General features: G+C 72.1%; 10 protein-coding genes. 3 read left to right on the forward strand and 7 right to left on the reverse strand.

Annotation, left to right across the window (positions count from 1 at the left end; genetic code table 11):
• The first annotated feature begins 87 nt into the window (after positions 1–87).
• Positions 88–1089, forward strand: a complete 1002-nt coding sequence (locus K377_RS12630) for a Gfo/Idh/MocA family protein (protein WP_258395029.1) — start codon at positions 88–90, stop codon at positions 1087–1089.
• Between the two features lie 123 nt (positions 1090–1212).
• Complete coding sequence (locus tag K377_RS12635; protein ID WP_111663380.1) at positions 1213–2670, forward strand: benzaldehyde dehydrogenase; 1458 nt, start codon at positions 1213–1215, stop codon at positions 2668–2670.
• Positions 2671–2677: 7 nt separating this feature from the next.
• Here K377_RS12635 and K377_RS12640 read toward each other — a convergent pair whose 3' ends face one another.
• Both K377_RS12640 and K377_RS12645 read right to left on the reverse strand, forming a co-directional pair.
• Complete coding sequence (locus K377_RS12640) at positions 2678–4039, reverse strand: aminopeptidase C (protein ID WP_111663381.1); 1362 nt, start codon at positions 4037–4039, stop codon at positions 2678–2680.
• 111 nt (positions 4040–4150) lie between these two features.
• Positions 4151–5305 (reverse strand): CaiB/BaiF CoA-transferase family protein, encoded by a 1155-nt coding sequence (locus K377_RS12645; protein ID WP_111663382.1) that lies wholly within the window; start codon positions 5303–5305, stop codon positions 4151–4153.
• A gap of 198 nt (positions 5306–5503) precedes the next feature.
• On the opposite strand from K377_RS12645, the gene K377_RS12650 reads away from it, so the two are divergent.
• Complete coding sequence (locus K377_RS12650) at positions 5504–6646, forward strand: acyl-CoA dehydrogenase family protein (protein ID WP_111663383.1); 1143 nt, start codon at positions 5504–5506, stop codon at positions 6644–6646.
• An 8-nt stretch (positions 6647–6654) separates the two neighbouring features.
• Here the strand turns inward: K377_RS12650 and K377_RS12655 are convergent, their stop codons facing one another.
• The 5 genes from K377_RS12655 to K377_RS12675 all read right to left on the reverse strand — a co-directional run bounded on the left by K377_RS12655 (position 6655) and on the right by K377_RS12675 (position 12948).
• On the reverse strand, positions 6655–8115 hold the full coding sequence (locus K377_RS12655) for a PucR family transcriptional regulator (RefSeq protein WP_111663384.1): 1461 nt from the start codon (positions 8113–8115) through the stop codon (positions 6655–6657).
• A gap of 88 nt (positions 8116–8203) precedes the next feature.
• The gene (locus K377_RS12660) at positions 8204–9091 is read right to left on the reverse strand and encodes a geranyl diphosphate 2-C-methyltransferase (RefSeq protein WP_111663385.1); all 888 of its coding nucleotides are present in this window, start codon (positions 9089–9091) and stop codon (positions 8204–8206) included.
• Between the two features lie 16 nt (positions 9092–9107).
• A complete protein-coding gene (locus K377_RS12665; RefSeq protein WP_111663386.1) occupies positions 9108–10361 on the reverse strand; it encodes a family 2 encapsulin nanocompartment cargo protein terpene cyclase in 1254 nt (417 codons plus the stop codon).
• 51 nt (positions 10362–10412) lie between these two features.
• Entirely contained in the window at positions 10413–11825 is a 1413-nt protein-coding gene (locus K377_RS12670; protein WP_111663387.1) for a family 2B encapsulin nanocompartment shell protein, read from the reverse strand.
• A 211-nt stretch (positions 11826–12036) separates the two neighbouring features.
• A complete protein-coding gene (locus K377_RS12675; RefSeq protein ID WP_111663388.1) occupies positions 12037–12948 on the reverse strand; it encodes an arginase family protein in 912 nt (303 codons plus the stop codon).
• Positions 12949–13032 lie beyond the last annotated feature (84 nt).

The following is a 13032-nucleotide window of genomic DNA, read 5'->3' on the forward strand; positions in this document are numbered from 1 at the left end:
CCCCGCCCGCCGTCTTCGGGTAGGAACAGCGGGACACGAGGGCGCCGGCCGCAGCCGTCCGGGGCCGTGACCGAAGGAGGAGCCGCCGTGCCCCTGGGAGTAGCCGTCATCGGGACCGGGAAGATGGGGTCCGATCACGTCCGCCGGATCGACACGGCGATCAGCGGGGCGCGGGTGGTGGCCGTCGCCGACGTGGAGGTGGAGCGCGCCCGTAAGATCGCCGCGGACCTCGACGGCTGCACCGCGCACGGCGACGCTGCGGCCGCGCTGGCGGCGCCCGGCGTGGACGCGGTGCTCATCGCCTCCTCCGGTCCTGCCCACGAGGAGGCGCTGACGCAGTCGCTCGCCCTCGATCTTCCGGTGCTGTGCGAGAAGCCCCTGACGCCGGACGCGGCGAGCGCGTACCGGATCGTCGAGGCGGAGCGGCGGCTCGGGCACCGCCGGATCCAGGTCGGTTTCATGCGCCGGTTCGACGCGGAGTACCAGCAGTTGAAGGCGGCGCTCGACGGCGGCGGGCTGGGCCGCCCGCTGATGCTGCACCACCGGCACCGCAACACCACCACCCCCGGCCACTTCACCGAGCGGATGATGATCACCGACTCGGCGGCGCACGAGATGGACGTCACCCGCTGGCTCACCGGCCACGAGATCGCGGCCGTCCAGGTCGTCAAGCCCGCTCCCCTGCCCACCTCGATGAACGGCGTGCCCGATCCGCAGCTGGTGATCCTGGAGACGACCGGCGGGGTGATCGCCGACGTGGAGCTGTACCGCAACGCGGGCTTCGGCGACCAGGTCCGGTGCGAGGCGGTCTGCGAGCACGGCACCGCGCGGATCGGCGACGACCACGCCATGGTCGTCCAGACGGCGGGGCGTTGGGGCGGCGCCATCCCGCAGGACTACCTCACCCGGTTCCGGGCCGCCTACGACTGCGAGGTGCAGGCGTGGGTGGACGCGGCGCGCGCGGGCCGGGTCGTCGGCCCGTCCTCCTGGGACGGGTACGCGGCGGCCGCCGCCTGCGAGGCGGGCGTGACGGCCCAGGCGACGGGGGTCCGCACGGTCGTGGACCTGGCGGACGACGAACCCTTCTGAGCCCCGACGCCCCCCGTCCAGGCCCGACAGGCCGATGAGTTACGTTCGCGAGCAGGGCGGCGGCCCCGCCCTCCGCTCCCCCACGCGGCCCCGCACTCGTCATCGGCCCCCTTGGAGGCACACATGACCCTGCTCGCCCCCGCACTCTGGTCCGGCAAGGCCGCCATCGGCGGCTGGTCCACTCCGACGGGCGGCACGGCCGACGTCGTCGAGCCCGCCACCGGCGAGGTGCTGGACCGGATCGGCGTCGCCGCCGCCGAGGACGTCGCGGTCGCGGCCGGGCGCGCGGCCCGCGCCCAGCTCGCCTGGGCCCGCACCCCGTACACCGAGCGCGCCGCGGTGCTGCGCCGGGCCGGTGACCTGTTCACCGAGCACGCCGAGGAGATACAGGGCTGGCTGGTCCGCGAGGCCGGTTCGATACCCGGCAAGGCCGCCTTCGAGACGACGACCGTGGCCCAGGAGTGCTACGAGGCAGCGGCGCTCGCGTCCCGGCCGCTCGGTGAGGTGCTGCCCTCGGCGGAGCCGCGGCTGAGCTTCGCGCGCCGGGTGCCCGCGGGGGTGGTCGGGGTGATCGCGCCGTTCAACGTGCCGCTGGTCCTCGGCATCCGGTCCGTCGCTCCCGCCCTGGCCCTCGGCAACGCCGTCCTCCTCAAGCCCGATCTGCGCACGGCCGTGTCCGGCGGTGTCGCGATCGCGCGGGTCTTCGAGGAGGCCGGACTGCCCGAGGACGTGCTGCACCTGCTGCCGGGCGGCGCCGGGACCGGGTCCGCGCTCGTGGAGGCGCCGCAGGTGCGGGTGGTCTCGTTCACCGGGTCGACCGCCGCGGGCCGCGCGGTCGGCGCGGCGGCCGCCCGCCATCTCAAGCGGGCCCACCTCGAACTCGGCGGGAACTCCGCGCTGATCGTGCTGCCCGACGCCGATCTGGAGCGGGCCGCGTCGACGGCCGCGTGGGGCTCCTTCTTCCATCAGGGCCAGGTCTGCATGACGACGGGCCGGCACCTGGTGCACGCCGATGTCGCCGACGAGTACGTCGAGCGACTGGCGGAGAAGGCCGCGCACCTGCCGGTCGGCGACCCGCACAAGGAGCAGGTCGCGCTGGGTCCCGTCATCGACGCCGGGCAGCGCGACAAGATCCACGCGCTGGTCACAGCCAGCGTCGACGGCGGCGCGCGGCTCGCGGCGGGCGGCACCTACGAGGAGTTGTTCTACCGGCCGACCGTGCTCACCGGCGTCACCGACGCCTCGCCCGCCTACGCGGAGGAGGTCTTCGGCCCGGTGGCCCCGGTGCGGGTCTACGCGGACGAGGACGAGGCCGTCGCGCTGGCCACGGCATCGTCGTACGGCCTCTCCCTGGGCATTCTCACCCGGGACGTGATGCGCGGCCTCGATCTCGCCGAGCGGATCCCGACCGGCCTGGTCCACATCAACGACCAGACGGTCAACGACGAGGCGGTGGCCCCGTTCGGCGGCGTCGCCGCGTCCGGCACCGGGGCGCGGTTCGGCGGCGCCGCCAACATCGAGGCGTTCACGGAGACCCGCTGGATCACGGCCCGGTCCGCGCCGGCGACCTATCCCTTCTGACCCGGCATCACCGGGCGAGCGCGCCCATCGGGTCCCAGGCGGGAAGGACGACCGGCGGTTCGGCGAGGGCGTCGGCCAGCTCGGGCGGCAGCGCGGAGCGGCGCACCGCGACCTCGAAGACGTGCTCGCCGAACCAGGAGTCGTTCATCGTCCAGAAGCCCTTGTCGGCCTTCTCGCCGCCCCAGCTGTTCTCGACGCGCCAGCGGCGCGGCGCTCCGTCCACCACGTCGACGCCGGTGAACAGCATCGCGTGCGTCATCTGCGTCTCGTGGTGGAGCAGCCGCTCCGCCTTGTCCATCGCCAACGAAGCGTCGTAGACGGCCTCGTAGTCGTACAGCTTCGCGTCCCAGAGCCCGAGGTCGGCGCGCATCATCCGGCCGACGTCGCAGCCGAACCAGACGGGCTCGCCGTCCACGACGGCCTCCATGGTGAGCCGCTTGAGGAGGTCCATCTCCACGTTCAGATAGACGACGGGCGGCGCCTCGACGATGTTCCCGAGGTGCTCGACGGTGAAGGTCCGGCCGGCCGGGCTCGACTCGCGCGGGTCGTGCACGAGGCACACGTACTCGTCGAGGGGTATGCGCACGTACGCGGCGGCGAACTCGGCCGGGGTCAGCCAGCCTTCGCGGTGGAACTCCTGGTCCTTGTCCCGCCACTGCCACAGGAACGTCTGCGGGGGCGTGCCGAGGTGGATGCTGAGCACGCGGTGCACGGCGGCGAGCACCTCGGCCTTGTGCTCGCGCTGCGCCTCGATCCCGTCGGCGGCCAGTTTGCGCAGGTCGCGGGCGCCGCGCCGCAGCAGGCTCTTGAGGGCCCGGTTCATCGGCCCGGTGGCGGACGAGCTCTCGGTCTCCGGCATGGCCGTCTTCGGTACGAGTCCGTGCTTGGCGACCAGCGCCACGAACATGTTCCACTGTCCGCCGTCGCTGATGGGGTCGCCGAGCAGATGCGCCACGGTCCGGTCGTCGACGTCGGCGCCGGACGTCTCGATCATGGACTCCAGGAAGTAGTTCGCCCGCTCGAACTTGTCCCACCAGAGCACATAGTTCTGGGAGAACTCGAAGTCCTTCACGCCGAGTTCGCGCGCGGCGCCGACCCGCAGCAGGTTGAGCCCGGCGAACATCCAGCAGCGGCCGCTCCGCTTCTGGTTGGTGACCTTCCAGTCGTCCAGGTGGTGGGAGACGGAGTGGTCGGCGGCGGTCACGATCCGCCGGTCGAGGGCGATGTCGTCCACCGGGGTCTGGGTCACGGCGTTCTGCATCAGCCGGTTCGTCGGCCGGGCGGCGAACTCCTTCTCGAACATCTCGATGCGGGCCGGGGTGAGGCTGCCGTCGGCGGTCTGCGGGGAGTCAGGGTTTCCGAGCGTCACGGTGATCCGCTTCCAGTTCTCTCGGCGGCCCGTGGTCGCCGGGCCTGGGGCAGGCAGGAGGGGGAACGCGGTTTCACCGTTCCACGGCTTTTGCGCCCCAGTCAACGGTGTTCAGGCGCTGTTCGCGCCGAGCCATTCGGCCATGACCTGGCCGGTGTGCGCGCCGAGGGCCGGGCTGGGCGCCGTCGGTCCCGTCTCCCGCTCGTGGGGGCCGAAGTGGGCGGGCTGGCGGAGGTAGGGGGTGCGGCCGAGGACGGGGTGGTCGAACTCGCCGATGAGGCCGCGCTGTTGGATCTGCTCGCTCTCGATCGCCTGGGCGAGGTCCTGGATCGGGGCGGCCGGCACGCCCTCGGCCTGCGCCAGCTTCAGCGCCTCCTGCGTGGTCAGTCCGCCCGACCATGTCTCGGTGATCCGGCGCACCTCGTCCCGGTTGCGGGTGCGGGCGGTGTCGTCGTGGAAGCGGGGGTCGGCGGGCAGGTCGGGCCGGCCCACGAGCCGCGCGAACCGGGCGAACACGCCGTCCGACGCGACGGCTATCGCGAGCAGCCCGTCGGCGGTGCGGTAGGTGTCGAACGGGGTGGAGACGGGATGCCGGTTGCCGACGCGGCCGGGCAGGCTGCCGGTCGCGGTGAGCAGGCTCATGGCCGTGACCTGCAACGAGACCAGCGAGTCGAGCATGGCGACATCGACGTGCCGGCCGTGGCCGGTGCGCTCCCGGTCGAAGAGGGCGGCGCTGACGGCCCAGGAGGCGAAAAGACCCGCGATCAGGTCGCCGACGGACTCGCCCACCCTGGTTGGCGGCCCGTCGGGTGTGCCGGTCCCGGCCATGAGCCCCGACATCGCCTGCACGATCAGGTCGTAGGCCGGGTTGGCGTGCATCGGCCCGCTCTGTCCGAAGCCGGAGATGCTCGCGTAGACCAGGCGCGGGTTGACGGCGGCGAGCGTGGCGTGGTCGATGCCGAGGCGTGCGGCGACGCCGGGCCGGTAGTTCTCGACGAGGACGTCGGCGCGCTCGGCGAGCCGCAGCAGGGTGGCGTGGTCGTCGGGGTTCTTCAGGTCGAGCACGATGCTGCGCTTGCCCCGGTTGAGCTGGGCGAAGTACACGCTCTCGCCGTCGCGGAAGGGGCCGAGGTGCCGGGCGTCGTCGCCGGCCGGCGGTTCGACCTTGACGACGTCGGCGCCGAGGTCGGCCAGCAGGGAGGTGCAGTACGGGCCGGCCAGCACCCGGCTGAGGTCGAGCACCCGCAGGCCCTGGAAGACAGTCATGGTGTCGCGCCTTTCCGATCGTGGGGCCGCGGTGGTGACCGCCCGCGGCAACCGGAACCTATGCGGGCGCGGTCGGGGACGTCGATGTGCACGTGCACGAAGAGCAGGCCGATCGTCGTGCACACGCACCTTGGCGCGGGGCGATGCGGTGCGCGGCAATGGACCGGCCTTGACGGACGCACCACGAAGGAGCACGGCATGACGCCGTTTCTGCTGCCCCCGATGTACGACGAGTTCCGCGCCGCGGCCCGCACCTTCGCCGAGAAGGAGCTGGCTCCCCGGGCGGCGGAGACCGACGAGCGGGCCGAGTTCCCGCACGACAACTACCGGCGGCTCGTCGCCGCGGGCCTGCACGCCCCGGGTGTCCCGGAGGAGTTCGGGGGCGACGGGACGGACGCCATCGCGGCGGCGATCGCCGTGGAGGAGGTGGCGCGGGCCTGCGCGTCCTCGTCGACGATCCAGACGTCCAACAAGCTCGGTGTCACACCGCTGTTGCTGGCCGGTACGCCGGAGCAGCGCGGCCGTTATCTGCCGGAGGTCGCCTCGGGCGAGGCGCTGATGGCCTACGCGATCAGTGAGCGGGAGGCGGGCAGCGACGTCGGCGCGATGCGCTGCCGGGCCGCCGCCGACGGGGACGGCTGGGTCCTCGACGGGGTGAAGACGTGGATCACGTCGGCGGGTGTCGCGAAGTACCTGATCGTGTTCGCGGTCACCGACCCGGAGGCGGGCTCGCGCGGCATCTCGGCGTTCGTCGTGCACGCGGACGACGCCGGGATCTCGTACGGCGAGCCGGGGCGGAAGATGGGGCTGAAGGGCTCGGTCACCCGCGAGGTGTACTTCGACGGCTGCCGGATCCCCGGCGACCGGCTGCTCGGCGAGCGCGGCAAGGGGCTGCGCCTCGCCCTGGGCACGCTGGACCACACCCGGGTCTCGGTCGGCGCGCAGGCGCTGGGCATCGCGCAGGGCGCCCTCGATCTGGCGACCGGCTATGTACGGGAGCGCCGCCAGTTCGGGCAGGCGATCGCGGACTTCCAGGGCGTGCGGTTCATGCTCGCCGACATGGCGATGAAGGTGGAGTCGGCCCGGCAGATGGTGTACGCGGCGGCCGCGCGGAGCAGCGTGAACGCCGACGATCTGACGTACTTCGGGGCGGCCGCCAAGTGCCTGGCCTCGGACACCGCGATGTCGGTCACGACCGACGCGGTGCAACTGCTCGGTGGCTACGGGTACACCAGGGACTTCCCGGCCGAGCGGATGATGCGCGACGCGAAGATCACGCAGATCTACGAGGGCACGAACCAGATCCAGCGGATCGTGGTGTCGCGCAAGCTGCTGCGCTGATCCCTGGGTCAGCCCGCTGCCGGGTCCGCGTCGAGGGCGGTGAGGGCCAGCCACAGTTCGAGCCGGTCGGTCAGCCGGTCGAGGTCGCGGCCGGTGAGCTGTTCGATCAGCTGGAGCCGGTAGCGCAGGCTGTTGCGGTGCAGGGTGAGCGCCGCGGCGGTGGCGGCGGAGGCGCAGTCGTGGGCGAGGTAGGTCCGCAGGGTGGTGAGGAGGTCGGCGTGCTGGGCCTCGTCGTGCCGCAGGAGCGGGGCGAGGACGCCGGTTCCGAGTTCGCGCAGCGGCAGGTCGAGGTTGCCCATGAGCAGGCCGGCGAGGCTGAGCGGTGCGGCCCGGTGCACGCCGGGCCCGGCCTGGGCGGCCTGGCGGGCCTCGAAGTAGCCGAGCCGCAGCCCGGTCACTCCGCGGCGCGGTTCGCCGACCCCGACGCGGACCTTCGGGTCCAGCAGCGTCAGGTGACCTGCGACGGTCCTGGCGGCGGCCTCGGCGTCGACGCCGTCCGGGACGACGACCGTCACCGTGTCGTCGATGAGGGCGGTGGGCAGCCGGTCGCCCGCGCGTTCGAGGAGCGGGCCGAGGGTCCAGGGCAGGCTGCGCAGCCTGGCGGGATCGCCGTCGACGCGGGCGACCACGACCGCGTTCGGCCCGTCGACGGTCAGGTGGTGGGCGGCGAGCCTGCGACGGGCGTCGGCGTCCGGGATCGTACGGTGCGTCACGTCTTCGAGGAGCTGCCCGAGCAGTTCCCGGCGGCCGGTCAGCACGGCCTGGTGCCGGGCCACCTCCAGGCCGAGGATGCTGGTCGCGAACGACAGCAGGTCGCCGCGCGGGGTGGGCCGGCGGGTGCGGAGCCGGGCGACGGGCACCCCGTCGACCTCGATCGGCACGGACGCGCCGGGGTCGTCGCCCGGCCAGGTGGAGGAGGCGGGGTGGCGGGCGAGGACGCTCCCGTCCGGCTCCACCACGGCGACAGGACCCGCGCCGAGCTGCCGGTACAGGCGGCGGAGCAGTCCGCGCAGCCCGTGTCCGGAGAGCAGCTCCCGCATCAGCTCGTCCTGGAGCGCGGCCGCGGCGCGCACGGCGTCGTACTGCTCGGCGAAGGTCTGCTCGGCGACCCAGTGGCTGATCTGGGCGAACGGCACCTCGACCGGTGACCGCAGCAGGGCGAGGCCGACGCGCTCGGCGGTCTCGACGACGACCGGCGGCACGGTCCGGTGCACGAGCCCGGTGCCGACGCACAGCGCGGCGACGGGCAGCTCCGCGAGCCTGCCGAGCAGGTCGATCCAGCCGGCCTCGGCCCGGTCCAGCAGGCCGGTGGTCATCACCAGCTCGCCGCCGCGCAGGAAGGGCAGCGGGTCGGGCAGCTCCGTGGTGGAGACCCAGCGGATCCGCCGCTCGGAGTCGTCGCAGTGGCTGGTCAGCGCGGTGAGCCGGAGCGCGGGCTGGGCCACGAGATCGGGTACGGAGACGGCCATCAGGCGATTGTGCAACAGGGGGCCGGGCCCCCGCGCCGGGAGGGCCCGAACGACGTCGTTCGGGCCCTCCGGTGTGCGGGTGCGCGGGTCAGACGCGGTCGGCGGCGATCAGGACGTACTGGAAGGAGCCGTCCTCGTAGGACTTGATGAACGCCTCCTCGATGCCGGTGACCAGCGACGACGTGGCGCGCAGCTTCCAGTACGGCAGGGTGTCGGGGGTGAGGTCGATGACGGCCTGCGGGACCAGGCGGTTGTCGGCCATGGCGCGCAGGTACTCGCGGCGCGAGTGGATGTTGCACTCGAAGTGGGCGTTGATCTGGGAGACCCACTTGGAGGGCTGGCCGTAGCGCGGGTTCCAGCAGCCCGTGATGGTGACGTAGCGGCCGCCGACCTTCAGGACGCGGGAGTGCTCCGCGAAGAGGTCGTGCAGGTCGACGTACATGCTCGACTCGTTGTTCCACGAGCCCGCGATCTGCCCGGTGTCGAACGGCGTCGCCAGCATGTTGCAGACGCGGGCCCGCACCCGGTCCTGGATGCCCAGTTCGGCGGCGCGCCCGTTGGCGAACTCGGCCTGCTTGGCGGAGAGGGTGACGCCCTCGACCGAGCAGCCGAAGCGCTGGTTGGCCATCACCATCGAGCCGCCGCGGCCGCAGCCGGCGTCCATCAGGGTGTCGCCCTGTCCGATGTCGCCGAGGTGGTTCATCAGGACGTCGGCCTGGGCGGACTCCAGGCGGTGGAGTTCGGCGATGAGCTTCTGCTCGCTCGCCGGGTCACCGTCGGCGCCGAGGGCCGCGTGGTCGACGTCCCCGATGCCGTAGTGGTGGTGGTAGAGACCGTCGACGTCACCGAGCCGCAGGTTCACGGGCCGGGCTTCGCCGTCCCAGTAGCGGGCGATGTCCCCCTGGTAGGGCGTGGCCGGGTTCGGGACGTGCGCGGTGCGGCCGTTGGAGGGGACGGTGAGTTCGGTGCTGAGCACAGATGGGTCCAATCTCTTACCAGAAGTCGGGCAGGCTGTAGCGGTAGGTGTTGTTCTGGTGCCAGTGGTGGTTGCCGTCGACCCACGCGGCGACGCCGCGCAGGAACCGCTGGACGTTCGGCAGGGGCAGGTCCGCGGCCAGGTCCGCGGCCGCGGTCTCGAAGTCGCGCATGAGGTCGTTGTGGACCTCGACCGATTTCAGGTAGGCCTCCCGGTCGGAGAGTCCCTCCCGTTCCGCGATCACGACCGGCAGGTTCAAGTGCCGCCCGGGCGCGTCGAGTTCCTTGGTGTACGAGTAGAGGTCGTTGACGATCGTCGTCGCGTTCCCGGCGAGCGCGATGACCTTCTGCATGGCCGGTCGGGCGTGCAGGTCCGCGGGCAGTTCGTAGCCGCCGACGGTGTCGGTGATGGTGGGACAGGGACGGAAGTTGTTGAACTGACGCATCGCCAGGTACTCCCACACCTCCGGCACCCGGTCCTCCTGGGCCCAGGCGGCCTCGGCGAGGTAGCCGAGGTGCAGCCGCGCCATGTCGTGCCGGTACCGGTCGGTCTGGGAGTCGCTGCCCGCGGCGACGAAGTACTCCATGGCGGAGCGGTACGCGCGCCGCGGGGCGTCCGCGTGCAGCGACTTCACCCAGTCGGGCTGGTACTCCTGTGTCGTGTACAGGGGGTCGAGGGCGGTGTGGGCGAGCAGCAGGCGTTCACCGAGTCCGACGGGCGAGCCGCCGTGGTCCTCGCAGTAGCAGTCGTCCACCGCGTTCTCCGCCACCATCAGGCGGGTGGCGATCATCAGGTGGTCGACGGTCGGCGCGTCCGGGTGGCAGCCGACCATGTAACTGCCCACGGAGAAGCCGTCGAACTCCTCGGCCCAGTCGTCGGGGAAGAGGGAGACCTCGTCCACCGCCCAGGACTTGATCCTGCGGCTGACCTCCTCGACGCGTACGGGATCGGGCTCGGGGATCGGATGGAAGTAGAGGCCGGGGATCGGTGTGCCCGTCGCGGCCACCGGGGTCGGCGCCGGCGCCTCGTCCGGAAGGCTCAGGCGCAGACCGGCCGTGCCGATGCCGCTGGGACCGCCCAGGATCCGCGCCAGGTCGAGGTCCGGCAGCGGGACGTCGACGGGCGGCGGGGCCTCGGGAGAGGGCGGGCCGCCGAAGGCCGCGCTGATGTCGCGCGCGCGGGCCGCGGCGTCGGCCAGGGCCTGTGCTCCGTAGCGGGAGGTCGCTTCCGGCAGGCTCGACTGCGGAGGTGTCTGCTCAGGCGGTGGCATCCATGACTCCTTGAAGGCTCCTTGCGTTCCGGGACACCGGGCGCTGCTCCGCTACCTGGGCCAGCGCGAGATCTGCACGTTCTCCAGGACGCCGACCGCGTCCGGCACGAGGATGGCGGCCGAGTAGTAGGTGCTGACGAGGTACGAGGTGATGGCCTTCTCGTCGACGCCCATGAACCGGACCGAGAGCCCCGGTTCGTACTCGTCGGGCAGTCCGGTCTGCCGCAGCCCGATGACGCCCTGGTCCTCCTCACCGGTCCGCATGATGAGGATGGAACTGGTCCGTTCCTTGGTGACGGGGATCTTGTCGCAGGGCAGGATCGGGACCCCGCGCCAGGTCATGACCCGCTCGCCGTGGAGGTCCATGGTCTCCGGGTGGAGTCCGCGCGCGTTGAACTCGCGGCCGATCGCCGCGATCGCGCGGGGATGGGCGAGGTAGAACTTCGACCCGCGCCGACGGGTGAGCAGCGAATCGAGGTCGTCGGGCGTCGGCGGGCCCGCGTGCGTCTGGATGCGCTGCTTGAAGTCGGCGTTGTGGAGGAGTCCGAACTCGGGGTTGTTGATGAGCTCGTGTTCCTGGCGCTCGCGCAACGCCTCGATGGTCAGCCGGAGTTGCTCCTTGGTCTGGTTCATCGGCTGGTTGTAGAGGTCGGCGACGCGGGTGTTGACGCGCAGGATGGTCTGGGCGGCCGAGAGTTCGTACTCGCGCGGGTTCGTCTCGTAGTCGACGAACGCGCCGGGCAGTTCGTGCTCGCCGACGTGGCCGGACGACATGGCGATCTCGGCCTCGCCGCGATGGTTCTGGCGCTGCCGCGATCGCGAGAGGAACGCGTCCACGTGGTCCCGCAGGTCCGGCGCGTTGGCCAGTACGGAGTTGAAGTCGGCGCGGGACAGGGTGAGCAGGGTGCCGGAGGTCTCGGCGACCGCGGTCTGCTGCCACAGCGCGTCCTCGTCCAGCAGGGCCTCGTCACCGAAGCGGTCCCCGTCGGCGAGGACGTCGAGGACGGCGTCGGCGCCGAACTCCCCCTCGGCGAGCTGGCTGATCCGTCCGTGGGCGATCAGGTGGAGCCGGTCCGCCGGCGTCCCGCGCTCGACCAGCGTCTCGCCGTCCCGGAAGTCGCGCTGCACGCACCGCTCGGCGAGAGCGGTCAGCACGTCGACGTCGTCGAAGCCGCGCAGCGGGGCGAGTTCGCCGAGTTCGCGCGGGATGACGCGGACCCGGGATCCCTCCTGGACGAACTCGACGCTGCCGTCGCCGACGGTGTAGGTCAGACGGCGGTTCACCCGGTAGGTCCCGCCCGTGGTCTCCACCCAGGGCAGCATCCGCAGCAGCCAGCGGGAGCTGATCTCCTGCATCTGCGGGGCCGACTTGGTCGTGGTGGAGAGGTTGCGGGCAGCCGCCGTGCCCAGACTTGATTGCCGTGGCGGCTCCGGTCGAGCAGCCGGGATCGAGTCAACAGTCAACGGGAAGCTCTCCAGGTTCAGAGGTGCGGGAATCAGGAACAAATGCCGTCACTCACAGGGGAGTTGCGGTCGCTTGATCCGGAATGCACGTGAACGGTAAGGGCCTCCGCGGACGCGGAGCCAGGAGAACCGGGTGACATTAACTCGATCCGATGATCGCGGGCGAGGAAGGTTTGCGGCCCGCCAGGCCCGGGGTCACGGATCTACGGCGTCACGCGGGACGCCGAGCGAGCGCCCGTACGACGGCGCCGACCAGCGCGTCCACCAGCGTTCCGTCGGGATCGCGGTGCGGGTTGACCTCGGTGACCACCAGCGTCGCCAGCGGTGGTGCGGAACCGAACTCGGCGAGGCAGTCGAACGCGACGTCGACCGGCAGCCCCTCGTTGAAGTGCGGGAAGTCGGCCAGCGGGAAGTCCACCGAGTCGATCACGTCGACGTCGAAGTGCAGGACGAACCGGTCGCACGCGGAGGCGAGGGCGCGCCAGGACGCGCGTGCCTCGGCGACCGGATCGGTGCCCGGCGCGGTGATCTCGGTACAGGACCTGGCCCGCAGCCCGTGGGCGGCCAGCCGCTCCCGTCCCCTCGGCCCCAGTTCCGCGGGCTCGTAGCCGAACGCCGCGATCGACGAGACCGGCATCAGCGGGGTGCGTGGTCCCAGGTCCCGCAGTTCCGGGGCGCCGTCACCCAGCAGATGGGACAGCACCATCGTGTCGAGGATCCCGGACCGGCTGGTCTCGGGCACCGACAGGTCCAGATCCCCGTCGAAGTAGAGCAGTCCCGTATCGGGCCTGCGGGCGACGTGCGCGGCGAGCACGCCCAGGGTGATGGTGCAGTCGCCGCCCACCACCAGCGGGATCGCGCCGGAGTCGAGGATCGCCCCGACCCGGTCGGCCACCGCGCGGGCCACCTCGACCACCCGCGGCAGATTCTGCCGGTCGCGGCGGTCGGGATCGGTCCCGAACGGCACCACGGGCAGATCGCCGTGGTCCGTCACCTTCACACCGGCCGCCCGCAGCCGGTCCACGAGGCCGGCCGTGCGCAGCGCCGCCGGGGCCTTCTCCTGGCCCGGCCCGTGCGTGCCCGCGCAGGACGGCACTCCCAGAAGTGCGAATTCCTCGGTCATCGCCCGCCTCCTTCAGCACCGGTGTGCCAGCCGATGGTAGTGGCCGGGATCGGCGCGCGGCACAGAACTGGGTGGGCAGGCCCA

The sequence above is a fragment of the Streptomyces sp. PsTaAH-137 genome (genome assembly GCF_003259365.1).
In the GTDB taxonomy this organism is placed as follows: Bacteria; Actinomycetota; Actinomycetes; order Streptomycetales; family Streptomycetaceae; genus Streptomyces.